Here is a 25,487-nt window from a genome sequence, read left to right as displayed (position 1 = left end):
CGCGGCACCTCCCCTCAACCCGCGCCGCCTGCGGCCGATAACCCGGCATCCCCTGGTGGCCGGTGGGCAACCGCCCATGGCCGTGCGAGCGACTGGAATGGCTGACGTGGCCGACGACAACTCCGGAATTTCTGGCAGCCTGCGCCGGTTTTGGTCGCGCCGGCACGGGGCCGCCGCGTCGACCTCGCGCGAACTCGCCACGACGGGGGGCGCCCGCTCGCGGCCGGCGATCAGCAGCGTGCAGTTGCAGGCCCTGTTCGCGCACGCGGAGGAACCCGGCCCGCTGTTGGCCGCCTTCGCGGACGGTGTGGCCGGCCTGCCCGGCGAGCTCCAGGGCATGGGCGAGCGCCTGCAGTCCGCGCATGCCGACGCCGACTGGCCGCGTTACGGCCGCGCTCTGCGGCAACTGATCGACAAGTACATCCGCACGATCCAGGACGAGCCGTTGTCCGGCGAGGCCGAGCAGCTGCGCGACCTGCTGCATCACGTGCTGGCCGGCGGCATCGAACACCTGCTGCGCGACGACGCCACCCTGCTGCCGCAGGCCCATGCGCTGGCCGACCGCGTGCGCCAGTGGCAGCCCACGCAGCCGCTGGACGAGCTGGGCGCCGACATGAAGGAACTGTGCCGCCTTGTCGGCTTGCGCACGCACGAGGTGAACGATGCGCAGGAACTGATGCGCAGCCTGTTCGACCTGCTGCTGGAGAACGTGGGTGAGCTGATCGAGGACGGCAGCTGGCTGCAGGACCAGATCGGCGCGGTGCGCCAGCTGCTGGCCGGCCCCCTGGACCGCACGGCGCTGGAACAGACCCGCGCCGGCCTGCGCGAGGTGATCTACAAGCAGGGCCTGCTGAAGCAGGGCCTGGCCGAATCCAAGGCGTCGATGAAGGAGATGATGGTGACCTTCGTGGAGCGACTGGACGGCATGGCCAGCAGCACCGGCGAGTTCCACGACCGCATCAGCTTCCATGCGCAGGCCATCCGCGACAGCCGCAGCATCGCCGAGCTGGGCAAGCGCATGGAGGACATCCTGGACGACACCGCGCAGGTACAGGCGCAGGCCCTGCGCGCGCGCGACAGCCTGCTGGACGCGCGGCGCGAGGTGGAAGCCGCCGAACGGCGCGTCGCCAGCCTGGAGGACGAACTGCAGTCGGTCTCGGCGCTGGTGCGCGTGGACCAGCTGACGGAAGCGCTGAACCGGCGCGGCTTCGACGAGCTGTTCAAGCGCGAATCGGTGCGTGCGCTGCGCAGCGGCCAGACCCTCAGCCTGGCGCTGCTGGACCTGGACGACTTCCGCCACATCAACGCCGCGCATGGCCACCTGGGTGGCGACGCCGCACTGTGCCACGTCGTGGCCATGGCGCGCGCCACCCTGCGCGCCAGCGACGCCGTCGCGCGCTTCGGCGGCGAGGAATTCGTGCTGCTGCTGCCGGACACCAGCTTCCTGGAGGCGACCGGCACGCTGGAACGCCTGCGCGCGCGCCTGGCGCATTCGCCGCTGCTGCACGAGGGACGGGGCATCCTGGTGACTTTCAGTGCCGGCGTGGCGCGCTGGCTGCCGGGCGAATCGCAGGACGACTTGCTGGCGCGCGCCGACCGGGCCATGTACCAGGCCAAGCAGGCGGGCAAGAACCGCGTGGTGGCCGTGGAGAGGTGAGCACCGCGCGGGGACGCGCACGGGCAGGCGTGGATTGCCCCTCCGCCCTCGGCGCCGGCATTGTCATTCCGGCGGCTCCAGACAGCCGAATGACGGATAAAGCGGGAACCCAGCGACTTCATCGGCAGTATCGAAGGCGTTGGGTCCCGGCTTGCGCCGGGATGACGGCGGCTTTCCTGGCGCGCATGCGAGAGTGCGCGGCCCGATCGCGAAAAGCGACCTCGAGTCGCCGGCCTCAGCCCAACAGCATCTCCAGCACCGCCATGCGGATGGCGACGCCATTGCTCACCTGGCGCAGCACCAGCGACTGCGGACCGTCGGCCACCTCGTCGGTGATCTCCACGCCGCGGTTGATCGGGCCCGGGTGCAGTACCACCGCATCCTTCGCAGCGCGCGCCAGACGGGCCGTGGTCAACCCGTACGCGCGGTGGTAGTCCTCCAGCGACGCGATCAGACCTTCCTCCATGCGTTCGCGCTGCAGGCGCAGCGTCATCACGACATCCACGCCTTCGAGCATCGCGTCGAAGTCCTGCCCGACTTCGCAGCCTGACAGCGTACCGTCGTCGGGCAGCAGCGACTGCGGCCCGCACACGCGGATCACGCCCGCGCCCAAGGTGCGCAGCGCATGCAGGTCCGAGCGCGCCACGCGCGAGTGCTTCACGTCGCCGACCATCAGGATCCTCAGCCGCGAGAAGTCCGCGCCCTTGGCCTGGCGGATGGTCATCATGTCCAGCAGGCCCTGCGTCGGGTGCGCGCTGCGGCCATCGCCGGCATTGACCAGCGCAGTGCCCTCGCCCGCTTCGGCCGCCAGCGCGGCGACCGCACCGTCCTCGGCGTGGCGGACGATGAAGCCGCGCACGCCCATCGCCTCCAGGTTGCGCAGCGTGTCGCGCGCCGTCTCCCCCTTGCGCGTGGACGAGGTGGACGCGTCGAAGTTCAGCACGTCCGCGCCGAGCCGCTGCGCGGCGATGTGGAACGAGCTGCGGGTGCGCGTGGACGGTTCGAAGAACAGCGTGCACACGGTGGTGCCGTCCAGCGCCTGCCGCCGTGGCGTGCGGCCCAGCGCGGCGTCACGGATCTGGCCGGCGCGGTCGATCAGGCGGCACAGGGTCTCGCGCGGCAGGCCGTCGAGGGTCAGCAGGTGGCGCAGGCGTCCATCGGAATCAAGTTGTGGGGTCATGGAGTGAGTTCGGGGAGGAGTCAGGTCAGCGGGGTCGCGTCCTGCGGTGCGGCCAGCCAGCGTTCGATGATGACGGCGGCGGCCACGGCATCCAGGGCGGCGGCATCGCGGCGGCGCTTGCGCCCCTCCGCGCGATCCAGGGCGAAGCGTTGCGCGGCCTCCACCGAGCTGGTGCGCTCATCCACCAGCACCACCGGCAGGTGGTAGCGCGCACGCAGTTCGCGGGCGAAGGCGTGGGCACGCTTGCGGATCGGCTGGTCGCCGCCGTCCAGCGTCATCGGGTCGCCCACCACCAGGCCGTCGGGCTTCCATTCGGCATGCAGCCTGTCGATGGCCGGCCAGTCCGGCCCATGGCCGTGCACGTCGACGACCGCCAGCGCGCGCGCGCCGGTGCCGAACGCGCTGCCCACGGCCACGCCGATGCGGCGGGCGCCCACGTCGAATCCCAGTACGGTGCCGTCCAGCTTCATGTCTGCTGCCTCCGCTCGATCCCGTGCGCGCCGTTTTCCGCCGACGGCCGTGGAAACCACGTCTGCGGGCCGCGGCGCGCGCTCATGCGTGGCCGCTGTAGTCCGTCAGGCGGGTCATGTCCACGCCGATCCGCTGGCCGGCCGCCTGCCAGCGCTGTTCCAGCGGTAGCGTGAACAGCAGCTCGGCATCGGCCGGCGCCGTCAGCCAGCTGTTCTCGCCCAGTTCGTACTCCAGCTGGCCCGCGCCCCAGCCGGCACAGCCCAGCGCCACCACCGCATGCGCAGGGCCTTCGCCTGCGGCCATCGCCTCCAGGATGTCGCGCGAGGTGGTCAGGAACAGGCCGTCGGCGACCTCCAGCGTGGATTCCCATGCATGCGCGCTGTCGTGCAGCACGAAGCCGCGCTCCGGATGCACCGGACCGCCGGCCAGTACCACCTGGCCGTCCAGGCGCGGATCCTGCGACGCCAGGTTCATCTGCCGCAGCACTTCGCCCAGCGTGTATTCCGATGCACGATTGACGACCACGCCCATGGCGCCGTCGTCGTCGTGCTGGCAGATCAGGGTGACACTGCGCGCGAAATTGGGATCGGACAGCGCCGGCGAGGCGATCAGCAGCTGGTTGGCCAAGGGGGTGGCGGCGTCTTGCATGCCGCCATTCTAGCCCGTGCCCACGCAGCCCGCGCCGGTGAGGACACACGCTGTCCGCAACCGGCCCTAGAATCGCGCGACTTCCGATCGGCGCGCCCCATGTCTGGCTATTGCGACATCGCCCCCGGCCATCCGCTGCATGGCCCCTACCACGACCACGAGTACGGCTTCCCGCAGCGGGAGGAAGCGGTCCTGTTCGAACGCCTGCTGCTGGAGATCAACCAGGCCGGCCTGAGCTGGGAAACCATGCTGCGCAAGCGCGACGGGTTCCGCGCCGCCTACAGCGGTTTCGAGGTGGACCGCGTGGCCCGCTATGGCGAACGCGACCGCGCCCGCCTGCTGGCCGACCCCGGTATCATCCGCAACCGGCTGAAGGTCGATGCGGCGATCCACAACGCCCAGGTGATCCAGACGCTGCGCACGAGTCACGGCGGCTTCGCGGCCTGGCTGGACGCGCACCACCCGTTGCCGAAGGCCGACTGGGTGAAGCTGTTCAAGAAGACCTTCCGCTTCACCGGTGGCGAGATCACCGGCGAGTTCCTGATGAGCCTGGGCTATCTGCCCGGCGCGCACCGCCAGGACTGCCCGGCCTACCGCCGCGCCGCGAAGCAGCGTCCGCCGTGGATGGCCGCCGCCGGGCATTGATCCGGCGCAATCGTCGGGTGCCACGATGGTCGTATCCTGCGACACCGTCGCCGCGCGCGATAATCGCCGTTTCGTTTTCCGGAAGCCCCTGCCATGCAAGAAGACCGAATCCGCCATGCGGGCCTGCGCGACCGTGTGGTCGATGCCGACCACGCCGCCGCCCTGATCCAGCCCGGCGAGACGGTGGCCATGAGCGGCTTCACCGGTTCGGGTTACCCCAAGGCGGTGCCGCTGGCGCTGGCCGCCCGCATCGAGCAGGCGCATGCCGCAGGCCAGCCGTTCCAGATCAAGCTGATGACGGGCGCCTCCACTGCGCCGGAGCTGGATGGCGCCCTGGCCAAGGCAGACGCCATCGCCCTGCGCATGCCGTTCCAGAGCGATCCGGACGCACGCAAGCGCATCAACGACGGCACGCTGGACTACATCGACATCCACCTCAGCCACGTGGCGCAGCACGTGTGGTTCGGCTTCTACGGCCCCATCGATACCGCGGTGGTGGAAGTCTCGGCGATCCGCGAGGACGGCACGCTGGTGCCCTCCACGTCGATCGGCAACAACAAGACCTGGCTGGACCTGGCGAGCAAGGTCATCGTGGAGGTCAACGACTGGCAGCCCGCCAGCATGGAGGGCATGCACGACATCTACTACGGCACCGCGCTGCCGCCGTACCGCAAGCCCATCCCGATGGAACACGTGCACGACCGCATCGGCGACACCACCCTGCGTTGCGATCCGGACAAGATCGTCGCCGTGGTGCGCACGCATGGACCGGACCGTAACAGCCCGTTCACGCCCATCGATGCCACCAGCGAGCGCATCGCCGGCCATCTGATCGAGTTCCTCAAGCACGAAGTCGCCCTTGGCCGCCTGCCGCCCACCCTGCTGCCGTTGCAGTCCGGCGTGGGCAACATCCCCAATGCCGTGCTGGCGGGACTGGCCAAGAGCGGTTTCCGCGGCCTGACCGCCTTCACCGAGGTCATCCAGGACGGCATGCTCGACCTGCTGCGCGAAGGCGTGCTGGACGTCGCCTCCTGCACCGGCTTCGCGTTGAGCCCGGCCGCGAACGAGGCATTCAAGCGCGACATCGCCTTCTACCGCGAGCGCATCATCATGCGCACGCAGGAAATGTCGAACCATCCCGAACTGGTGCGCCGGCTCGGCTGCATCGGCATGAACGGCATGATCGAGGCCGACCTGTACGGCAACGTCAACTCCACCCACGTGATGGGCAGCCGCATCCAGAACGGCATCGGCGGCTCGGGCGACTTCGCACGCAACGGCTTCATGTCGGTGTTCCTCAGCCCCAGCACCGCCAAGGGCGGCAGCATCTCGGCGCTGGTGCCGATGGTCAGCCATGTGGACCACACCGAGCACGACGTGTCGGTCATCGTCACCGAACAGGGCCTGGCCGACCTGCGCGGCCTGACACCCAAGCAGCGCGCGCACACGCTGATCGCCAACTGCGTCCATCCCGACTATCGCGACGCGCTGCAGGACTACTTCGACCGCGCCCTGCAGCACAGCTACGGCAAGCACACCCCGCACCTGCTGCCGGAGGCGCTGTCGTGGCACCAGCGGTGGCTGGAGACCGGCAGCATGCAGGGCTGAGCCCTTCAGCGCCCGGCCGCCCGCACAGGCGGGAAGACGCGATGAACCTGCTGCATCGCATGCACCCTCACATCGCGCAGTGGCTCCGGCAGGCGTAGCCCCCATCGCGGCGTGACTTCCAGCATATTTATTGTTTTTCGATACGTGACGTATCGTTTAACAACATATCCACTGGAGATCGCCGATGAGTCGCATGCCCGCCCGCGCCCTTGCCGCCGCCCGCCCCCTGATTCTCGGGTTGACCGTGGTCAACCTCGGCTATGCGGCCATCATCATGAGCCTGCTATGCGCCAGCTTCTTCGTCGAGGGCTGGCCCTGGAAACCGCTCGGGTTCGAGCTGGCCACGATGTCCCCGCAGGCGCCGCTGGGCCTGCGCGCCATCATGGTCATCGGCATCGTCTGCGCCGTGATCGTGCATACGATCCTGCGGCGCCTGCTGGCGATCGTCGACACGGTGCGCGGCGGCGATGCCTTCGTTGCCTCCAATGCGCAGCGCCTGAGTGCGATCGCCTGGAGCGTGCTGACGATCGAGCTGATGCGGTTGGCCGTGCTGGCGATCTCGGGGGCGGCTGCGCTTCCGGGAAAGATGACCGGCCTGTCGCCCACCCCATGGCTCGCGGTACTGCTGCTGTTCGTACTGTCCGGCGTGTTCGCGCATGGTGCGCGCATGCGCACCGATCTGGAAGGAACGGTCTGACATGGCCATCGTCGTACGCCTGGACGAGCTCCTGCATGCGCGCCGCATGACCCTCACCGAACTCGCCGCGCGCGTAGACATCACCCTGGCCAACCTGTCGATCCTGAAAACCGGCAAGGCGAAGGCGATCCGCTTCTCGACCCTGGAGGCGATCTGCGCGGCGCTGGACTGCCAGCCCGGCGACCTGCTGGCCTTCGATCCCGCGCTCACCGCGGAAGATTGACCTCGCGCGGTCGCCGCAGGCGGCCTGCGTCCACATTCCCTCAAGAGACCGCATGCATGCTCCGCACGCTGATCATCGCGCTCGCCCTGACGTGGGCGCACGCCGCGCCCGCACACGCTGACGCACCCACCGCACCGTCGGCCTTCCTGTCGAAGACCGATTGTTTCCAGAGCACCCCGGATTACGAAAGCTGGGTGGCGTCCATCGTGCAGCGCACGGGTGCCGCGCCCGTATCAAAGGCGCAACTGGAAGCCTTGGTGCCCGCCCGGACGTTCGCATTCGCCCGCGCGGCATTCGACTGTCACGTCGTCACGTACGACAGCGGCGGACACACCGTTTCCGGGTATGTGGTACGACCCAAAGGCGGCGACGCCGACCGGCTGCCGCTGCTGGTCTACAACCGGGGCGGCAACGGCGCGTTCGGCAGGCTCGATTCGCTGCAGCTGTTCCAGACGTTGCTGCCGCTGGCCAAGGCCGGCCATGTGGTGGTCGCCAGTCAATACCGCGATGCGGACGAGTTCGGCGGCAGGGACGTGGACGACGTCATGCGCCTGATCGACCTGTCGCGGACGCTGCCCGGTACCGATGGCGAACGCGTCTTCCTGCTGGGCCAGAGCCGTGGCGCCATGATGAGCTACCGGGTCGCACGCCGCCGCAGTGATATCGCCGCCATGGCGACGATCGCCGGCGCCACCGATCTCGGCGCAGGCCTGGCCTGGCGCCCGGAGATGGAACGCGTCTACCGTGCACGCATCCCCGGCTACGCCGACGACAAGCCGGCAGCCCTGCGGGAGCGCTCTGCGCTTCATTGGGCGGAACACCTGCCCGCGGGGATGCCGGTGCTGCTCCTGCACGGCGAAGCCGACGACCGGGTCAGCGTGGACGACTCCCGCGCCATGGCCGCCCGCCTGCGGCAGCTCGACCGTCCGCACAAGCTGGTCGTCTACCCTGGCGACGACCACAGCCTCCGACAGAACCGCCGCGCCGCACATGCCGAGATCGTGGCCTGGTTCAGAAGTGCAGGCACGGCGGCGGCGGTGATGGGATCGCACAACTCCATGCCTGCCATCAGGCGTTCCGCGGAGCACCCTGCAACGGCTTCATCAGGCCCGACAGGCACAGCGCACGTGCCATGAAGAGTCCGCTGAACACGCCGTAGGTCGCGGCGACCATGACGGCAGCCGGCGTGGTGTCGAGGATGCCGGGCTTGATGGCGTGGGCGACGGCCACGGCGTACTTGAAGAAGAAGATGCCCATCATCAGCGCCAGCGGCATCCAGCTGCCGGGCACCGTGAATCGCGCCGTCGACGCGTCGTAGGCAACGCGACGCGTCGGCACCCACGCCAGGCCGATGACCACCACGGCGACCCATGCGCAGGCCCAGGCGGCCAGCGCAGTGAGGTGGGCGTCGAACGTCGACCAGACCGAGTACAGCGACCAGGCCAGCATGGCGAGCGGCAGCACGATGAGGCGGCCGCGCGAGACCCGGCGCGTCCTGCTCTGCAGGTAACCCAGGTAGACCAGGCCGAGGAACAGGCCGAAGACCCAGAGGGGCGTGTGAGTGAGGATCTGCGTCATGGGGCAAGGGTCCGGGAGGCGCCGACACCGTGTCGGTTCACGCACATCTTCGGAGCTGCCCGCCCTTCCGTGAGGTGCCGGAAGTCAACACTTACAGGTGCCGGAGGTCGTTGATCGCGGCAATCGCCCACGAAAAAGGGGTGGTCACCCACCCCTTTCCGTGTGACGCGCCGCGTGAGGGTCAGCGGACTTCCGCGATCTCCACGCCATCCAGGCCCTGCGCCAGCGTGCGGGCGTCGCCACCCTGGGCCAGCTTGATGCGCAGGCGCACTTCGTTCTGCGAGTCGGCGTAGCGCAGCGCGTCCTCGTAGCTGATCTCGCCGGCCTGGTACAGCTCGAACAGGCTCTGGTCGAAGGTCTTCATGCCCAGGTTGGTGGACTCCTTCATCACTTCCTTCAGCTTGTGGATCTCGCCGTCGCGGATGTAGTCCTGCACCAGCGGCGTGCCCAGCATGATCTCCATCGCCACGCGGCGGCCCTTGCCGTCCGGGGTGGGGATCAGCTGCTGCGCCACCACGCCCTTCAGGTTGAGCGACAGGTCCATCAGCAGCTGGGTGCGGCGGTCTTCCGGGAAGAAGTTGATGATGCGGTCCATCGCCTGGTTGGCGTTGTTGGCGTGCAGCGTGCACAGCACCAAGTGGCCGGTTTCGGCGAAGGCGATGGCGTGGTCCATGCCCTCGCGGGTGCGCACCTCGCCGATCATGATCACGTCCGGCGCCTGGCGCAGCGTGTTCTTCAGCGCCGCATCCCAACTGTCGGTATCGATGCCCACTTCACGCTGGGTGATGATGCAGCCCTCGTGCTTGTGCACGAACTCGATGGGGTCTTCGATGGTGATGATGTGGCCGGTCGAGTTCTGGTTGCGGTAGCCGATCATCGCCGCCAGCGAGGTGGACTTGCCGGTACCGGTCGCGCCCACGAAGATGATGATGCCGCGCTTGGTCATGGCCAGCGTCTTGATGACCGGCGGCAGGTTCAGCTCTTCGATGGTCGGGATGCGCGTCTCGATGCGGCGCAGCACCATGCCCACCTGGTTGCGCTGGTAGAAGCAGCTCACGCGGAAGCGGCCCACGCCGGCCACGCCGATGGCGAAGTTGCATTCGTGGGTCTTTTCGAACTCCTCGCGCTGCGAGGGCGTCATCACGTTCAGCACCAGGTCGCGCGACTGCTGCGCGGTCAGCGGCGTCTGCGTGATCGGCGAGATCTTGCCGTGCACCTTGATGGACGGCGGCATGCCGGACGTGATGAACAGGTCCGACGCCTTCTGGTGCGCCATCAGCTTGAGGAAGGAGGTGAAGTCGATGGTGCTCATGGGTGGCTCCTGTGGAGCGGGGAATAGGGAATGGGGAATGGGGAATCGTGCTGCCGATCCGTTCCAGCCCTTCCGTCTCCCAGCGTTGAACTATTCCCGATTCTCTGCTGCCGATTCCCGCGCCTCTCCGATCATTCGAACAGGCGCTTGTCCTTCGCGTATTCCTTGGCCTGCTGGCGGGTGATCAGCGCGCGCTTCACCAGGTCCTGCAGGTGCTGGTCCAGGGTCATCATGCCGCTCTGCTGGCCGGTCTGGATGGCCGAGTACATCTGCGCCACCTTGTCCTCGCGGATCAGGTTGCGGATGGCGGGGGTGCCCACCATGATTTCCCACGCCGCGGTGCGACCGCCGCCGATCTTCTTCAGCAGCGCCTGCGAGATCACCGCGCGCAGCGATTCGGACAGCATCGAGCGCACCATCGGCTTCTCGCCGGCGGGGAACACGTCGATCACGCGGTCGATGGTCTTGGCCGCCGAACTGGTGTGCAGGGTGGCGAACACCAGGTGGCCGGTTTCCGCGGCGGTCAGCGCCAGGCGGATGGTTTCCAGGTCGCGCAACTCGCCGACCAGGATGTAGTCGGGGTCTTCGCGCAGCGCCGAACGCAGCGCCTCGTTGAAGCCGTGCGTGTCGCGGTGCACCTCGCGCTGGTTGATCAGGCACTTCTGCGAGGTGTGCACGAACTCGATCGGGTCCTCGACGCTGAGGATGTGCCCGTACTCGTTCTTGTTGATGTGGTCGATCATCGCCGCCAGCGTGGTCGACTTGCCCGAACCGGTCGGGCCGGTGACCAGGATCAGGCCCTGCGGCTGCTGGATCAGTTCGCGGAACAGCGGCGGGCAGCCCAGGTCTTCCAGGGTCAGCACTTCCGACGGAATGGTACGGAAGACGGCGCCGGCGCCGCGGTTCTGGTTGAACGCGTTGACGCGGAAGCGCGCCAGCGACGGGATCTCGAACGAGAAGTCGACCTCGAGGAACTCCTCGAAGTCGCGCCGCTGCTTGTCCGACATGATGTCGTACACCAGCGCGTGCACCTGCTTGTGGTCCAGCGCCGGGATGTTGATGCGGCGCACGTCGCCGTCCACGCGGATCATCGGCGGCAGGCCGGCCGAGAGGTGGAGGTCCGAGGCCTTGTTCTTTACCGAGAACGCCAGAAGTTCGGCGATATCCATGACGCTGCTTCCCCAAGTTGCTGCGAACTGGAACGTTGATTCCCCGGAGGGCAGTATAGCGCCCTCGCCGTTCCCGCCAATGGTTGGATGAACATGCTCGCCGACACCCTCAGCGAGACCCTGCAACACCTTGAAAACGCAGCGAAAGCGGCACATCGGCCAACGCCCGCGCTGCTGGCCGTGTCCAAGCTGCAGCCGGCCTCGGCCGTGGCCGAACTGGCGCGTGCCGGACAGCGTGCCTTCGGCGAAAACTACGTACAGGAGGCTCAGGCGAAGATCGGCGAACTGGCCGGGATGGACCTGGAATGGCACCTCATCGGCCACCTGCAGTCGAACAAGGCCGAACTCGCGGCGCAACTGTTCGACTGGGTGCAGACGGTAGACCGTCACAAATTGATTGGCGCTCTGTCACGCTATCGGCCCGCGGACCGCGCGCCGCTCAACGTGCTGGTGCAGGTGAACATCGATGACGAAGCCAGCAAGCACGGCTGCCGGCCGGACGAGGTGGCCGACCTGGCCGAGGCGATCGCGGCCGAACCGCGCCTGCGCCTGCGCGGGCTGATGGCGATTCCCGCGCCCCACCCCGACACCGCCCGGCGCATCGACGCCTTCCGCCGCATGCAGGCATTGCAGGACCAGCTGGCGGCGAAGCATCCCGGCGTGGATACCCTGTCGATGGGCATGAGCGACGACTACGCGCTCGCCGTCGCGCACGGGGCCACGATGGTCCGCATCGGCACCGCCCTGTTCGGTGCGCGCCCGGCGCGGACCGCCTGACTCCTTCCCACTTTCCCGAGGCCTGACGCCATGACCCCTTCCACGTCGCGCGTGCTGACGCATCCCCTGGCCTTCATCGGCGGCGGCAACATGGCGCGCAGCCTGATCGGCGGCCTGATCAAGCGCGGCGCCGATCCCTCGCGCATCCGCGTGGCGGAGCCCAACGAGCCCCTGCGTGCCGCGCTGGCGGCCGACTTCGGGGTGCAGGTCTTCACCGAGGCTGGCGAAGCGGCCAACGGCGCGGACACCTGGCTGTTCGCGGTGAAGCCGCAGGTCATGCGCACGGTATGCGAATCGCTGGCACCGATGGCGCAGGCACAGCGCCCGCTGGTCGTCTCCATCGCCGCCGGCATCACCGTGGCGCAGATGCAGCGCTGGCTGGGCGGTAGCGTGCCGGTGGTGCGCAGCATGCCCAACACGCCTGCCCTGCTCGGCGCGGGCGTCACCGGCCTGCACGCCAGCGGCGAAGTCGATGCCACGGGCCGCGAGCGCGCGGAACTGCTGCTCTCCGCCGCGGGCCCGACCGTATGGATCGATGCCGAAGCGAAGATGGACGCCGTCACCGGCGTCTCCGGCAGCGGCCCGGCCTATGTGTTCCTGTTGGCCGAAGCGATGGAAGCGGCGGCGGTGGCCGAAGGCCTATCGGCCGAGGCCGCGCGCACGCTGGTGCTGCAGACCGTATTGGGCGCGGCGCGCATGCTGACCGAAAGCGGGGAAACGCCGGCGGAACTGCGTCGCCGCGTGACCTCGCCCAACGGCACCACCCAGGCGGCCATCGAGACCTTCCAGGCAGGCGGCTTTGAGCCGCTGGTCGCCCGGGCCGTGCATGCGGCCACCGTACGCGGCGGCGAACTGTCGGCAGCGAACGACTGATCCGCATCGCATCTGCCCCGCACACCGTACAACGCCGCAGCCACGACGAGTTCCTTCCATGAAGCATCTCCTTGCCCCCACCGCCCTCGTCCTGTCGGTCCTGCTCACCGCCTGCTCCGGTGGCCAGGCGCCCCGCACGGCGGAATTCGTTCCGCCCGCGCCTGCCGAAACCGACTTCGGCACCCTGCGCGTGCGCTACAACGCCCTGCCCACGCTGGCATTGAGCGAGCCCGTGGCGAAGCAGTACGGCGTGCAGCGCGACGCCGGTACCGCACTGGTCCTGGTCGCCCTGCGCGAGGTCAAGGGCGCCGCGGAAATCGATGCGGATGGCGAGGTCAGCGTGACCGCGCACGATCTCTCCGGCACGCGCCAGGCGATCGAGCTGCGCAAGGTCGAAGCCGGGGGATACACCGACCTGATCGGTACCGCCCGCGTCTCGCCGCGCAATTCCTATCGCTTCGAGGTGGTGGTGACCGCAGGCGGTCGCACGGAGACGGTGACGTTCCAGCGGAATTTCTGAGGCGTCCCTGACCTCTGTAGGAGCGACGTCAGTCGCGACCGCACGCCTTCCCGTCCATGGAGTCCGATGGCGGACACGGCTACCACGGGAGGCTGGCTCGATGGAGGGATAGGGTTACATCATTTCCACGGTCGCGACTGACGTCGCTCCTACAGGGAAGCCAGCATCACCCGTGACGCCCCGCCCACCGCCGGATGATCGCCGCGATCGCCCCCACGCCGTCGGTCAGCGCCGCCGGTCCGGGCTGCAGGATCAGCGGGGACTTGATCTCGTGCAGTTCGCCGTCGCGCACGGCGGGGATTGCCTCCCAGCCGGGGCGCGCCGCCACGCGGTCGGGACGGAATTTCTTGCCGCACCATGAGCCCAGAATGATGTCGGGCGCACGCCGCACCACGTCGCTGCCATCGGCGAGGATGCGGTGCCTGGCCAGCGGCTCCCGCGCCTTCTCGGGAAACACGTCGTCGCCGCCAGCGATGCCGATCAGCTCCGACACCCAGCGGATGCCGGTGATCTGCGGTTCGTCCCACTCTTCGAAGTAGACCGTCGGCCTGCGCGGCAGCAATGCCGCCTGCGCACGGAGAGCGTCCAGTCCGCGCTCGAGCGTGTCGGCGTACGCATTGGCGCGCGCCGCAGCACCCACCAGCGCACCCAGCCGCCGCACATAGTCAACGATACCGTCCACGCTGCGGTGGTTGCTGATCCAGACCTCCACGCCATGCCGCACCAGTTCGGCCGCGATGTCGGCCTGGATGTCGGAAAATCCGATGGCCAGGTCGGGCTGCAGTTTCAGGATCTCGCCGATCTTCGCGCTGGTGAACGCACTGACCTTCGGCTTCTCCTTGCGCGCCTGCGGCGGCCTGACGGTGAAGCCGCTGATGCCGACGATGCGGTCCTGTTCGCCCAGCGCATACAGCGTCTCGGTCGGTTCTTCGGTCAGACAGACGATGCGGCGCGGCCCCATGGCTCAGGCCTGCAGCGGTTTGCGGAAGTAGACCACGCGTTCGGTCTCCTCGAAGCCACATGCGGCATGCGCGGCATGGCTGGCGGCGTTGTCGATCAACGCATCGGAAGCGAGTTCCGTGCAGCCCTGTTCCTGCGTCCATGCTTCGACGGCGGCGATGAGCGCGCGGCCGATGCCACGGCCCCGACACGCGGCATCGACGTACCAGGCCTCGAGGAAGCCGACCGGCGAGGATTCGGTTCCGTTGACGTAATCGTGCCGCAGCGTTGCTTCGGCCATGCCGACCGGCGGGCCGGCGCCGTCGAACGCGAGCAGCGCGACGCCCGCGGTTGCGTCCCACGCCAGCGCCTCGGCCCGCAGTTCGTCGGGATCAGCCTCGGGCCAGAGTTCCGCACGCATGGCGGACCAGGCCTCGATGTCGGCCGCGGTCGCCAGCCGGATACGCACGGTCAAGGAAACAGCATCCGCTTGCTCCACGCGCCTGCGGCGTCGCACTCGTAGCGCCAGCGCTCATGCAGGCGGAACTGTGCGCCATACCAGAACTCGATGGCATCAGGCGCCACGCGGTAGCCGCTCCAGCCTTCGGGCCGCGGCACCTCTCGGTCGGCGAAGCGCGTCTCCACGTCGGCCATGCGCGTGTCGAACGCCTCGCGCGAATCCAGCGTCTCGGACTGCATGGAAGCCCAGGCGCCCAACTGGCTCTGGCGCGGACGGGAGGCGAAGTACGCATCCGCTTCGGCATCGCTGACCGGCGTCACCGCGCCTTCCACCCGCACCTGGATGCCGGCCTCGCGCAGGCTGCGCCACAGGAACAGCAGGGCGGCGCGCGGGTTGTCGTGCAGTTCGCGCCCCTTCTGGCTGTGCGTGTGGGTGTAGAAGACGAAACCCGCCGCGTCGAAGGCCTTCAACAGCACCGTGCGGGCGGAGGGACGGCCATCCGTCGTCGCGGTGGCCAGCATCATCGCGTTGGGTTCGACTTCGGTGCCCGCGGCCTTGGCTTCGCCGAACAGCGTGGTGAAGGTGGACAGGGCTTCGGCGTACAGATCGGTCATGACGGTTGGGGGTTGGCGCCCGCGTGCCGGGCATGCGCTATTGTCGCGCGATGGCGACGTCCCCGCATCCCGACGGCTTCCCCGACCGGCTGGTCGCCGAGGCGCTGGCGGCCGCACGCGCGTTGCCGGCACCCACGCCCGTGTTCGCGATCGCCGGCCTGCAGGGCAGCGGCAAGTCGACGCTGGCGGCGCAGGTGGCGGCCCGCGCACGCAGCGAAGGCCTGCGCGTGGCGGTGCTGTCGCTGGACGACCTGTATCTGACGCGCGCACAGCGGCAACGGCTGGCGTTGGACGTGCATCCGCTGCTGGCCACTCGCGGACCGCCCGGCACCCACGATGTGGCACGCGGCTGCCAGGTGCTGGATGCGCTGCGGAAAGGCGAGGACGTGGTGCTGCCGCGCTTCGACAAGCTCGCGGACGACCGCACACGCGAAGACGCCTGGACGCACATCATGGGCCGCGTGGACCTGGTGCTGTTCGAGGGCTGGTGTCTGAAAGCGGCACCCGAGGATGAGAAGGCACTGGCCACTCCCCTCAACGCGCTCGAACGCGACGAGGACGCCGATGGCCGCTGGCGGCGCTACTGCAACGACGCCCTGCGCCGCGACTATCCCGCGCTGTGGTCGCGCATCGATGCCCTGTGGTTCCTGCAGCCGCCCGGCTTCGACATCGTGCGGACCTGGCGCTGGCAGCAGGAACAGACGCTGCTGGCCCGCGACCCGCAGCGCACCGGCATGGACCGCGCGCAGCTGGACCGCTTCATCCAGCACTACGAACGCACCAGCCGGCACCTGCTGGCGACGCTGCCGGCGATGGCCGAACGCGTGGTCGCGCTGGACGCGCAGCGCAGACCCCGGCTGCCGTTGTAGGAGCGACATGAGTCGCGACCGCACGTCCGTGCGAGCCGCAAAACCCGGTGGTGCGCGCGTGCGTTGCCTGTCGAGGATCTCCCGGGCTAACCGGGTCAGCGGTCGCGACTCACGTCGCTCCTACAGAGGATGCGCGCGCCGCCCGCGTCACGCCACCACGAAGCTGATCCGCAGGTTGACGCGCCATTCGGTGACGTTGCCGCCGTCGTCGGTGACGACCTTGATCTCGTTCACCCAGGCGCCCTTGATGTTCTTCACGGTCTCGGAAGTCTTCTTCAGGCCGACCTTCACGGCGTCTTCCATGCTGGTCTTGGACGCGGCATTGACCTCGATGATCTTGGCGACGGACATGGTGCATTCCTCCACGGTGGCCGGCCCAGTGCCGGACGGCCACCGTAGTCCCCGCGACGTTAAGGCCACGCCACGTCGCGCGCGGTGCGGTGCTAGCATCTGCCCATCATGAATCCGGCCCCCAACCTGATCCTCGTCGGCCCCACCGGCGCGGGCAAGACCTCCATCGGAAAGCGCGTGGCCGAGCGCTTCGGGCTGGCGTTCGTGGATGCGGACCAGGCCATCGTCGAGCGGACCGGGGCCAGCATCGCCACGCTGTTCGAGCACATGGGCGAAGCCGGCTTCCGCGAACGCGAAAAGGCCGTCCTGCACGACCTCCTCGCTGGCCACGGCCAGCTGGTGTCCACCGGCGGCGGCGCCGTGCTGGATGCCGAGAACCGGATGTGGATGAAACAACGCGGCTACGTGGTCTATCTGCAGGTCAGCGTCGAGGCGCAGCTCAAGCGCCTGGGCCGCTGCACCAACCGCCCGCTGCTGCAGCGCGCCGACCGCGAGCAGGTACTGCACGACATGGCGGTGACGCGTGAACCGCTGTACCGCGAGGTGGCCGACCTGACCCTGGATACCGTCGGCCTGTCACCGCCTGAAGCGACGGCCCGCCTGACCCAACTGCTGGCGCACCGCTGGCAGCCCATCGAAGAGAACGCATGAACCACGCACGCACCGTCGATGTCGGCGGCGAGATTCCCTACACCATCGCCATCGGGCCGGGCCTGCTGGGCGACGGCGAAGCACTGGCGCGGCATGTCCGCGGCCGGCACGTGCTGCTGGTCAGCGATTCGGTGGTCGCGCCGCTGTACGCCGGCACGGTGCGCGAGGCGCTGCACACCGCGCGTCCGGACCTGGCCATCGGCACGTTCATCCTGCCTGCGGGGGAGGAATCGAAGACGCTGGCGCACTTCGGCCACGCCATCGAGGCGCTCGCCACCCTGGGCGCCACCCGCGACGCCTGCGTGGTGGCGCTGGGTGGCGGGGTGGTCGGCGACCTGGCCGGATTCGCGGCCGCCTGCTGGATGCGCGGCGTGGACTGCGTGCAGGTGCCCACCACGCTGCTGTCGATGGTCGATTCGTCGGTAGGCGGCAAGACCGCGGTCGATATCCCGCAGGGCAAGAACCTGGTGGGTGCCTTCCACCCGCCGCGCGCCGTGTTCGCCGACACCGATGCGCTGGCGACGCTGCCGGCGCGCGAGCTGCGCGCCGGCCTGGCGGAAGTGATCAAGTACGGCGCCATCCGCGATGCGCGCTTCTTCCAGTGGCTGGAACAGGAGCGCCAGGCGCTGCTGGCGATGGACGGCCAAGCGCTGGCGCTGGCCATCGCCGCCAGTTGCGAGCACAAGGCCGAGATCGTGGCCCGCGACCCGCTGGAGAAAGGCGAGCGCGCGCTGCTGAACTTCGGCCACACCTTCGGCCATGCCATCGAGACCGAGCAGGGCTACGGCGGCCTGGGCAACGACAACCTCAACCATGGCGAGGCCGTGGCGGTGGGCATGGTGCTGGCCGCGCGCCTGTCCGCCGATCTGGGCCTGGCGCCCGCCGCCGACGCCGACCGCCTCGAAGCCCTGCTGGCGGCCTACGGACTGCCCGTCCGGATTCCCTCCGGACTGGCCCCCGAACGCCTGCTGGCGCGGATGCGCCTGGACAAGAAGAACCTGGCCGGTCGCCTGCGGCTGGTGCTGTGGCGCGGCCTGGGCCGGGCCGAGGTGGTGCCCGACGTGGACGAAAGCCGCGTGCTGGCCGTGCTGTCCGGCTAAAATGCCGCCATGCGCGTCTTCCTCCAGCAACGCCCCGACGCGGGCGAAGCGCCCCGCTACGTCCAGCTGACCTTGCAGCCCGATCTGTTCGGGGGCTGGGAGCTGTTGCGCGAAACCGGCCAGATCGGCGGCCGCGCGACGCTGAAGCGCGAGCAATACCTGCTGCAGGACGAGGCGAACGCCGCGTTCGAGAAAGCCCGCGACAGCCACCTCAAGCGCGGCTTCCAGCTGATGTTCGCCCGCGGCGCGGACGCGCCCAAGTAACCACTCCCCCGGATATCCGATGACTGCCCTGAAGAACGATCGCTTCCTGCGCGCCCTGCGCCGCGAACCCGTGGACTGCACGCCGGTATGGCTGATGCGCCAGGCCGGCCGTTATCTGCCGGAGTACCGTGCCACGCGCAAGGAAGCCGGCAGCTTCCTGGGCATGGCGAAGAGCCCGGAGGTCGCCTGTGAAGTGACGCTGCAGCCGCTGCGCCGCTTCGACCTGGACGCCGCCATCCTGTTCTCCGACATCCTGACCATCCCCGATGCGATGGGCTTGGGCCTGTACTTCGTTGAAGGCGAGGGCCCGAAGTTCGAGCGCACCGTGCGCAGCGCCGCCGACGCGGCGAAGCTGGGTGTGCCGGACATGGAAACCGAACTACGCTACGTGATGGACGCGGTACGGGTGATCCGCCGCGAACTGGACGGCAAGGTGCCGCTAATCGGCTTTTCCGGCAGCCCGTGGACGCTGGCCTGCTACATGGTGGAAGGCGGCGGCAGCAAGGACTTCGCCCGCATCAAGGCCATGGCGCTGAACGAACCCGCCGCGCTGCACCGGTTGCTGTCGGTCAACACCGACGCCGTGATCGCCTACCTGGCGGCCCAGCGCGCGGCCGGCGCGCAGGCACTGCAGGTGTTCGACACCTGGGGCGGCGTGCTGAGCCCGGCGATGTACCGCGAGTTCTCCCTGCCCTACCTGCAGCGCATCGCGCACGAACTCGATCGCGGGGAGGGCGCCGCACGCACGCCGCTGATCCTGTTCGGCAAGGGCACCGCCGCCTATCTGGAAGACCTGGCGGCCAGCGGTGCCGAAGGCGTGGGCGTGGACTGGCTGGTCGAACTGGGCGAGGCCGCGCGTCGCACGCAGGGCAAGGTCGCGCTGCAGGGCAACCTGGACCCGGCCACGCTGTACGGGTCGCCCGAGGCGATCCGCCGCGAGGTCCGCCGTGCGCTGGACAGCTACCGCGACGGCAATGGCGGCTCGCGCGAGGGCCATGTCTTCAACCTGGGCCACGGCATGTCGCCGGACATGAACCCCGACCATGTGGCCGTGCTGGTGGACGAAGTGCACGGCTACAGCGCACGCTGAGCGCACGCCCCTTTCCTGAGCGACGCAATGGACTGCCGCCATCTGTTTGTGCCCACCGTCGCCGGCATGCTGCTGATGGCCGGTGCGCGCGTGCATGCCGGCGAGGCCGGTACGCCCGGCCCCCTGCAGGTGACGGGCGGCGACTTCCCCGCCCTGGTGATGGTGATGCCGGGCGATCACGCGAGCGGCGGCCGCGACGCGATGCCGGGCTGCGACCGCATCCGTGCCCGTCGCCTGGACGAACTGCCCCGGGGCTGGTCCCGTCGGGTGGCCCAGGTGGAACTGGATTGCGAAGAGGCCCTCGCCGATGACGCGCAGCAGGCGCTCACGGCGGTGACCGCGCGCGCCCGGCTGCAGGCGGACCAGGTACACCTGGCGGGACTGCCGGTGCTGGAAGTGCGGCTGATGGATTCCAGCCGCTGGAGCGACCACCAGTACGTGATCGATGCGCCGTACGAACAGGCCGCACCGCCCCTGCGCCGCTTCCTGGAAGCCGCCTGCCAGGCACGTGCGCTGGCCGGGGAAATGCAGGCGCCGTGCACCATGGTGGATACCGGCGACGGCCTGTACCTGGCCACCGGCGACACGTCCGGCCAATGGATCCATGCCGACCCGGACCATGCCGGCCAAACCCTGTATGTCGAAGCCTGGGCGGACTGAACCGATGCGTGGATGCCTTCTGCTGTTCCTGTGTGCGCTGCCGTGCATCGCACGTACCGGCGAACCGCCTGCCTTCGCCGGTGACTACGGCCACGCGGCGACCGCGTCCGCGGACGACGTGGTCTGGCAGGTGGAGGAAGCCGGCCGCCACTGGCGCGTCAGCCTGGTCACGACAGGCGAAACGCACGACGCCCATCGCCTGCAGGCTCGCGGTCGCGACGCCTTCTGGTCGCGCATGGACTGGCCGCTGGACAGCGGCGCGCAGGCCGACTGCCTGACCTGGGGCGAAAAGCCCGGCTCGTTGCAGGACCTCCTGGCCGACGCTCCGCCCGCGCCTTCCGCCGCGGGCGAGGACTATGGCCATGCCGTGCTCTGCCACGTGCCGCCCGCGGCGCGTGCCCGCATCGGCTGGATCGCCGACAACGCCAGCGACTGGTTCTACTACGACCCCCTGCTCGGGGTGATCGAAGCCCGCGCCCTCCGCTGACGGGCGGCTCACCCCACGCCGATGCGCTGCCCGCGCAGGCGCGGCGCGCTGCCGTCGGAGCCTTTCGGAGGCAGGCGGTACTCGAAGCGGATCTCGCGCATGCCGTCGGGGACGGCCATCTCCATCTCATCGGGGGCCACGCAATGGCCACGCAGCACATCGCGGATCGCCTGCGCCTCGTCCCGCAGCCGGGCCGACTCCGCTTGGCGCTCAATGACCTCACCGCGCAGGTAGACCGTGTCGTCGGTGATCCACATTTCGTCTTCGCGCCCGTCGTTGGTGCTGGCCAGCACCGCCCCGGGCCGCGCCTGCCCCTGCGGGATGGCACGCACCTGCAGGACCTGCCGGCAGTGCCCGGTGTTCAGCACGCGCACGCTGGCGACGAAGCCGGACAACAGGGTTTCCGCCTCTGCCTGAACACCCTCGTCCGCGGCACGGTCGGCCTGCACGCTGTAGCGGACCTTGATGAAGTAGAGATCGCGCACGGTCATGGCCAGCGCGGAGCGGTAGCGCGCATCGTGCATCGGCATGTCCAGCGCGAACGAGCGCGCCTTCACGGCCAGTTCGCCCAACAGGCCGGCACCGGCGGCCGGCATCGTGGCGAACACGCGCGTCTGCCCCACATGCACTTCACCCGCCTGCCGGTCCCGCGCGATCTGCACGATCTCGTCCACGCCCTGCTGGAAGACCTGCTCGAACACGGGGTCGAACATCACCCCGGCCGGATACAGGTACAGGTCCATCCAACGGTCCGGGCGACGGGTGTCCTGATAGCGCACCGACACGCCCAGTTCCTGCGGCTCGTAGCGCTTCTCGCCCGCCGCCTCCCAGTCGCCCACGCGCAGCGGATACAGCGCTCGGGTGTCGGTGATGTAATGCCCCAGCAAGGGAGGCGGCGCCTCCGCCTCGACGGCCATCGCGCCGGCAGCCGTGGTCGTGGCCCCCACCAGGACGAAGATCGCGACCGCACGACGGATGACGGTCTTCACGCGTCAATCCCCTGCCGCGCGCGCACCACGACGGAGCCGCGATGCGATCACCGCCGCCAGCATGTCGCCGGTGACAGGCTTGCGGACGAAGTCGTCGAAGCCGGCCGCGCGTGCGCGCGGCTCGGCTTCGGCATCGGTGCGCGCAGTCAGGGCGATCAGCGGGGTATCCAGGCCGCGCTGGCGCATCTGCTGCGCCAGCGCCATGCCGTCCAGGCCCGGCAGGTCGAGATCGAGGAAGGCGATGTCGAACGTGGTCGCCGCGATCTCGGTGAGCGCGGCAAGGCCGTGTGGCGCATGCACGACGCGGTGGCCGCGCGCGCGCAGCAGGCCCGCCACCACGTCCGCCACGGTCGTGTCGTCCTCGACCAGCAGGATATCGAGCGCGCCGACCTCGCGGGCCGGCGGAACGGGCGTCGCCTCCTTCGTGGGCGCGGCCTGCGCGTCGGGGACGGCGCGCAGCGCGGGCAGGTCGACGGAAAACCGCGTGCCCTTGCCCGGCGCGCTGTCCACATCGATGCGCCCCCCCATGGCGACCGCCAGTTCCTGGCAGATCGCCAGGCCCAATCCACTGCCGCCGTAGCGCGCCGTGGTCTGCGCCCCCTCGGCCTGTTCGAAGCGCCGGAACAGCCGCGCCTGCTGCTCGGCATTGATGCCCGGCCCGCTGTCGCCGACGGTCAGCCGCACGCCCTCGGGCGCCAGCGTCACGGCATGCAGCGACACATGGCCGGCCTCGGTGAACTTGATCGCATTGCCCAGCAGGTTGAGCAGGATCTGCCGCAGCCGCAGCGGATCGCCGCGCACGCGGCGCGGCACGCCGGCGGCGATGCCGTGATGGAACGCCAGCTCGCGCTTGCCCGCCACCGGCCCCATCAGCGCGGCGACATCGTCCAGCAGCGCATGCAGGTCGAACTCGACCTGCTGCAGCTCCAGTTTGCCGGCTTCGATCTTGGCCAGGTCCAGCGCATCGTTGACCAGGCGCAGCAGATGCGTGCCGGCGCGCTGGATGGCGTCGGTGTAGCCCTTCTGCCGCTCGTCCAGCGGCGTGGACTGCAGCAGCTCGGTCATGCCCAACACACCGGTCATGGGCGTGCGGATCTCATGGCCCAGCGTGGCCAGGAAACGCGTTTTGGCCAATGAGGCCTGCTCGGCGACTTCGCGCTTGTGCTCGGCCAGCTGCCAGGCACTGCGCCGGCGCACGCGCCGGCGATACGCGGCGCCGGCCATCGCCAGGGCCAGCAGGCCGAGCACCGCGAACAGCAGCAGGCCCCACGGACTGCGCCACCACGGCGGCAGCACGTGCAGCTGCAGGATTTGTTCGCGCGAGGCATTGCCGGCCGCATCGAAGGCCTGCATGCGCAGGCGGTAGCGGCCGGGCGTGAGCGCGGAAAACACGCGCTCGCCGCTCGCTCCCTGGTCGACCCAGCCGCCATCGAACCCTTCCAGCAGCGACCGGTAGCGATTGCCCAGCGGATTCTCGTAACTGAGCAGGCGCGTGCCGACCAGCAACTCGTGGTCGTCCGGCTGCAGCTGCAGCGGCTGGTCCACGCGCATGTGCACCAGACCGTCGCCACGGCTCACCTGCAGGCTGTCCACCACCAGGTTGGGCGTCACCGGCTTCGGATCCGGCAGGTGGGTGTCGAGCAGCGCCACCGATCCGTCCGCCGCCGTCGTCGCCAGCAGGCCATCGGCCGTCATCAGCAGGCCGCGATCGTTCAGCTCCTGGCTCAGCAGGCCTTCGCGCACGCCGAAGTTGCGCAACAGCGCGCGGGAGCCGCGCAGGTTCGGATCGATGCGAAACAGCCCGCGCCGGGTACCCAGCCACACCCGGCGCTGCGGATCCACGGCAAGCCCGGTCGACTCGACCGCGGGCAATCCTTCGTCGGCCCCGATCCGACGTTCGCGCACCCAGCCGGCCGCATCGCGGCGCCACGCCTCGATGCCGGACATGCGGTGCAGCCAGAGACGGTCGGCGTGTTCGAAGGCGAAGGCGTACACCCGCTCGCTGCCCATGGCGGGCACCGGAACGAAGCGCGCGGCGGCCGCGTCCCAGACGCGCATGCCCTCCGCACCGCCCAGCCAGAGGCGGCCGTCGGGCGCGGCCGCGATGCCCTCGATGTCGGGCAGCCCCGTCGCCTCATCGTCCTTGGCGATCGTGCGCAGCACGCGCCCGCTGCGGGCGTCGCGCTGCTGCACGCTGCCCATCTGCGTGACCAGCCACAGGGTCTCGTCCGCCGCTTCCACCAACCAGTCGATCGAGGTGCCGTCGGGCACGGCGTGCTCGCCCTGCTGCGTCCACTGCACCATCGCACCGGTGCGGGGATCGGTGCGGATCAGGCCGTTGCGGTGGCCGACCCACAGCTGGCCGCGGCGGTCCTGCAGGACCGAGGTGAGCCGCAGTTCGCCCAGCAGGGCCGCATGGTGCGGCAGCGGGGTGACATGGCCGCGGCGGGTGTCCAGCCGCTCCACCTTGCCGGTGCTGCTGGCGATCCAGATGCCGTCGCGCCCCGCCTGCGAGATGCCGCGATAGAGTCCGCCGCCCAGCCCCTGCGCCGGCGAGAAGGCGGCGATGCGCCGCCAATCCGAACGCAGGTAGGCCAGCCCGCGGGTCGGCACCGGCACCCACAGCCCCCCGTCCGGCAGCGCCAGCACGGTCTGCAGGACGCGGCCGATGCCCACGCTCTGCGCATCGTAGTTGACCGGCGCGGGCGCCAGGTCGCCATCGGTACGCCACAGCCCGCCCTGGCTGGCGAGCCAGTATTCGCCCTGGCCGTCGCTGGCCATCGCGATCAGCGCATTGGGCCGGGCGAACATCGGCGACCACGGGGGCGACACCCACCGCCGCTCCGGCGACCATCGGTGTACGCCGTCGGACGCGCCAACCCATACCGCATTCCCGTCCGCGGTCACCGAATAGATGATCGCGTCCTGGCTGTGCGGCAGCGCGAACCGGCGCACGTCACGCCCGTCGTAGCGGGCAAGCCCGTCCATGGTGCCGATCCACAGCACGCCGCGCGCGTCGAAGGCCAGCGACAGCACGTTGTCCGAAGGCAGGCCGTTCCCTACGTCGGCCGCTGCGCTGAACCGCGTGATGCGGCCATCCGCGGACAGCCGGTGCAATCCACCGCCGAACGTGCCGAACCACACGTCGTTGCCGCGGCTGGTGATGGCGAACACGTCGTCGCTGCCCATCTGCGGATGGTTGGCCTGGCGGAAGTGGCGGAACCCGCCCCGGTCGGCCTCCATCACGCTGAGGCCGCCGTTCTCGGTGCCCACCCACACGCGGTCGGAGGCGTCGATGTGCAACGCCTGCACCACGTTGCCGGGCAGCGAAGCCGGATCGGCCGGGTCGTGCCGCCATACCTTGAAGCCCACGCCGTCGTAGCGTGCCAGGCCATCCCAGGTGGCCACCCACAGGTAGCCGGAGCGATCGCGCGCGAGCGCCGGAATGGTGGTCGACGGCAGGCCGTCGCCGGCCCCCAGCAGGCGGAAGCGGGGAATTTCGGGCACCGTCGCCTGCACGGACGCACAGACCAGCCACACCAGCAACAGCCACGCCGCACGCCTCGCCATTCCTGCCCGCCCCTCGTTCCCTGATGACCCCTTCCGGCATCGTCGCAACGGACCGTTGCACGCGCAAGCGGGGTATCTTCGGGGG

Annotated in this window: 28 protein-coding genes; 16 read left to right on the top strand and 12 right to left on the bottom strand. The window is 69.5% G+C overall.

The features are described 5' to 3' along the window. Positions 1–97 precede the first annotated feature (97 nt). The gene (locus V8246_RS09115; protein WP_336188839.1) at positions 98–1,657 is read left to right on the top strand and encodes a diguanylate cyclase; all 1,560 of its coding nucleotides are present in this window, start codon (positions 98–100) and stop codon (positions 1,655–1,657) included. Positions 1,658–1,892: 235 nt separating this feature from the next. On the opposite strand, the gene V8246_RS09110 is transcribed toward V8246_RS09115, so the two are convergent. The 3 genes from V8246_RS09110 to V8246_RS09100 form a co-directional block, all read right to left on the bottom strand. Then, entirely contained in the window at positions 1,893–2,837 is a 945-nt protein-coding gene (locus tag V8246_RS09110; RefSeq protein WP_336188838.1) for an aspartate carbamoyltransferase catalytic subunit, read from the bottom strand. A 20-nt stretch (positions 2,838–2,857) separates the two neighbouring features. Next, entirely contained in the window at positions 2,858–3,307 is a 450-nt protein-coding gene (gene ruvX / locus V8246_RS09105) for a Holliday junction resolvase RuvX (RefSeq protein ID WP_185896872.1), read from the bottom strand. Positions 3,308–3,389: 82 nt separating this feature from the next. Further along, complete coding sequence (locus V8246_RS09100) at positions 3,390–3,956, bottom strand: YqgE/AlgH family protein (protein WP_185896873.1); 567 nt, start codon at positions 3,954–3,956, stop codon at positions 3,390–3,392. Between the two features lie 99 nt (positions 3,957–4,055). Between V8246_RS09100 and V8246_RS09095 the strand changes: the two genes are divergently transcribed. The 5 genes from V8246_RS09095 (at position 4,056) to V8246_RS09075 (ending at position 8,265) form a co-directional block, all read left to right on the top strand. Further along, the gene (locus V8246_RS09095) at positions 4,056–4,601 is read left to right on the top strand and encodes a DNA-3-methyladenine glycosylase I (protein WP_185896874.1); all 546 of its coding nucleotides are present in this window, start codon (positions 4,056–4,058) and stop codon (positions 4,599–4,601) included. Positions 4,602–4,694: 93 nt separating this feature from the next. Further along, entirely contained in the window at positions 4,695–6,209 is a 1,515-nt protein-coding gene (locus V8246_RS09090; protein WP_336188837.1) for an acetyl-CoA hydrolase/transferase family protein, read from the top strand. A 184-nt stretch (positions 6,210–6,393) separates the two neighbouring features. Then, positions 6,394–6,906 carry a DUF2975 domain-containing protein gene (locus V8246_RS09085; protein WP_185896876.1) on the top strand — a complete coding sequence of 171 codons (513 nt, stop codon included), beginning with the start codon at positions 6,394–6,396 and terminating at the stop codon, positions 6,904–6,906. 1 nt (position 6,907) lies between these two features. Beyond that, complete coding sequence (locus tag V8246_RS09080) at positions 6,908–7,129, top strand: helix-turn-helix transcriptional regulator (RefSeq protein WP_185896877.1); 222 nt, start codon at positions 6,908–6,910, stop codon at positions 7,127–7,129. Between the two features lie 56 nt (positions 7,130–7,185). Then, positions 7,186–8,265 carry a prolyl oligopeptidase family serine peptidase gene (locus tag V8246_RS09075; RefSeq protein ID WP_336188836.1) on the top strand — a complete coding sequence of 360 codons (1,080 nt, stop codon included), beginning with the start codon at positions 7,186–7,188 and terminating at the stop codon, positions 8,263–8,265. Here V8246_RS09075 and V8246_RS09070 read toward each other — a convergent pair. The 3 genes from V8246_RS09070 to V8246_RS09060 all read right to left on the bottom strand — a co-directional run bounded on the left by V8246_RS09070 (position 8,198) and on the right by V8246_RS09060 (position 11,188). Next, the gene (locus V8246_RS09070) at positions 8,198–8,707 is read right to left on the bottom strand and encodes a DUF6622 family protein (RefSeq protein ID WP_336188835.1); all 510 of its coding nucleotides are present in this window, start codon (positions 8,705–8,707) and stop codon (positions 8,198–8,200) included. The genes V8246_RS09075 and V8246_RS09070 overlap by 68 nt on opposite strands. Before the next feature lie 181 nt (positions 8,708–8,888). Then, positions 8,889–10,019 carry a PilT/PilU family type 4a pilus ATPase gene (locus V8246_RS09065; RefSeq protein ID WP_162110440.1) on the bottom strand — a complete coding sequence of 377 codons (1,131 nt, stop codon included), beginning with the start codon at positions 10,017–10,019 and terminating at the stop codon, positions 8,889–8,891. A gap of 131 nt (positions 10,020–10,150) precedes the next feature. Further along, entirely contained in the window at positions 10,151–11,188 is a 1,038-nt protein-coding gene (locus V8246_RS09060) for a type IV pilus twitching motility protein PilT (RefSeq protein WP_093490243.1), read from the bottom strand. A 93-nt stretch (positions 11,189–11,281) separates the two neighbouring features. Here V8246_RS09060 and V8246_RS09055 point away from each other — a divergent pair, with 93 nt between their 5' ends. From V8246_RS09055 to V8246_RS09045, 3 genes are read left to right on the top strand one after another with little or no spacing between them, the layout of a single operon-like run. After that, positions 11,282–11,965 (top strand): YggS family pyridoxal phosphate-dependent enzyme, encoded by a 684-nt coding sequence (locus V8246_RS09055; protein ID WP_336189081.1) that lies wholly within the window; start codon positions 11,282–11,284, stop codon positions 11,963–11,965. 30 nt (positions 11,966–11,995) lie between these two features. Further along, positions 11,996–12,838, top strand: coding sequence for a pyrroline-5-carboxylate reductase (gene proC, locus V8246_RS09050; protein WP_336188834.1), 843 nt, complete (start codon positions 11,996–11,998; stop codon positions 12,836–12,838). A gap of 58 nt (positions 12,839–12,896) precedes the next feature. After that, a complete protein-coding gene (locus V8246_RS09045) occupies positions 12,897–13,358 on the top strand; it encodes a DUF4426 domain-containing protein (protein WP_336188833.1) in 462 nt (153 codons plus the stop codon). A gap of 166 nt (positions 13,359–13,524) precedes the next feature. On the opposite strand, the gene V8246_RS09040 is transcribed toward V8246_RS09045, so the two are convergent. From V8246_RS09040 to pdxH, 3 genes are read right to left on the bottom strand one after another with little or no spacing between them, the layout of a single operon-like run. After that, complete coding sequence (locus V8246_RS09040) at positions 13,525–14,319, bottom strand: ABC transporter substrate-binding protein (protein ID WP_336188832.1); 795 nt, start codon at positions 14,317–14,319, stop codon at positions 13,525–13,527. A gap of 3 nt (positions 14,320–14,322) precedes the next feature. After that, entirely contained in the window at positions 14,323–14,772 is a 450-nt protein-coding gene (gene aac(6') / locus V8246_RS09035; RefSeq protein WP_260619024.1) for an aminoglycoside 6'-N-acetyltransferase, read from the bottom strand. Next, a complete protein-coding gene (gene pdxH, locus V8246_RS09030) occupies positions 14,769–15,371 on the bottom strand; it encodes a pyridoxamine 5'-phosphate oxidase (RefSeq protein WP_185896884.1) in 603 nt (200 codons plus the stop codon). The genes aac(6') and pdxH overlap by 4 nt, the downstream gene beginning before the upstream one ends. A gap of 32 nt (positions 15,372–15,403) precedes the next feature. Here pdxH and V8246_RS09025 point away from each other — a divergent pair, with 32 nt between their 5' ends. Beyond that, complete coding sequence (locus V8246_RS09025) at positions 15,404–16,240, top strand: kinase (RefSeq protein WP_260619025.1); 837 nt, start codon at positions 15,404–15,406, stop codon at positions 16,238–16,240. Between the two features lie 147 nt (positions 16,241–16,387). Here the strand turns inward: V8246_RS09025 and V8246_RS09020 are convergent, their stop codons facing one another. Beyond that, positions 16,388–16,591, bottom strand: coding sequence for a dodecin family protein (locus V8246_RS09020; protein WP_162110435.1), 204 nt, complete (start codon positions 16,589–16,591; stop codon positions 16,388–16,390). Positions 16,592–16,699: 108 nt separating this feature from the next. On the opposite strand from V8246_RS09020, the gene V8246_RS09015 reads away from it, so the two are divergent. From V8246_RS09015 to V8246_RS08990, 6 genes are read left to right on the top strand one after another with little or no spacing between them, the layout of a single operon-like run. Next, positions 16,700–17,242 carry a shikimate kinase gene (locus V8246_RS09015; protein WP_185896885.1) on the top strand — a complete coding sequence of 181 codons (543 nt, stop codon included), beginning with the start codon at positions 16,700–16,702 and terminating at the stop codon, positions 17,240–17,242. After that, entirely contained in the window at positions 17,239–18,342 is a 1,104-nt protein-coding gene (gene aroB, locus V8246_RS09010) for a 3-dehydroquinate synthase (protein ID WP_336188831.1), read from the top strand. Before V8246_RS09015 ends, aroB begins: the two co-directional genes overlap by 4 nt. A 9-nt stretch (positions 18,343–18,351) precedes the next feature. Further along, entirely contained in the window at positions 18,352–18,606 is a 255-nt protein-coding gene (locus tag V8246_RS09005) for a WGR domain-containing protein (RefSeq protein WP_093300856.1), read from the top strand. Positions 18,607–18,625: 19 nt separating this feature from the next. Next, positions 18,626–19,696: a uroporphyrinogen decarboxylase gene (hemE, locus tag V8246_RS09000; protein ID WP_336188830.1), complete on the top strand. Its 1,071-nt coding sequence runs from the start codon at positions 18,626–18,628 to the stop codon at positions 19,694–19,696. Between the two features lie 48 nt (positions 19,697–19,744). After that, complete coding sequence (locus V8246_RS08995; protein WP_336188829.1) at positions 19,745–20,356, top strand: hypothetical protein; 612 nt, start codon at positions 19,745–19,747, stop codon at positions 20,354–20,356. Positions 20,357–20,360: 4 nt separating this feature from the next. Then, the gene (locus tag V8246_RS08990; protein WP_336188828.1) at positions 20,361–20,843 is read left to right on the top strand and encodes a hypothetical protein; all 483 of its coding nucleotides are present in this window, start codon (positions 20,361–20,363) and stop codon (positions 20,841–20,843) included. A gap of 8 nt (positions 20,844–20,851) precedes the next feature. Here V8246_RS08990 and V8246_RS08985 read toward each other — a convergent pair whose 3' ends face one another. Both V8246_RS08985 and V8246_RS08980 read right to left on the bottom strand, forming a co-directional pair. Further along, complete coding sequence (locus tag V8246_RS08985) at positions 20,852–21,832, bottom strand: hypothetical protein (protein WP_336188827.1); 981 nt, start codon at positions 21,830–21,832, stop codon at positions 20,852–20,854. A gap of 3 nt (positions 21,833–21,835) precedes the next feature. After that, positions 21,836–25,402, bottom strand: a complete 3,567-nt coding sequence (locus V8246_RS08980; protein WP_336188826.1) for an ATP-binding protein — start codon at positions 25,400–25,402, stop codon at positions 21,836–21,838. Positions 25,403–25,487 lie beyond the last annotated feature (85 nt).

Source organism: Pseudoxanthomonas sp. F11 (assembly GCF_037046485.1).
In the GTDB taxonomy this organism is placed as follows: domain Bacteria; phylum Pseudomonadota; class Gammaproteobacteria; order Xanthomonadales; family Xanthomonadaceae; genus Pseudoxanthomonas_A.
This window is presented reverse-complemented; position numbering and strand designations above follow the sequence as displayed.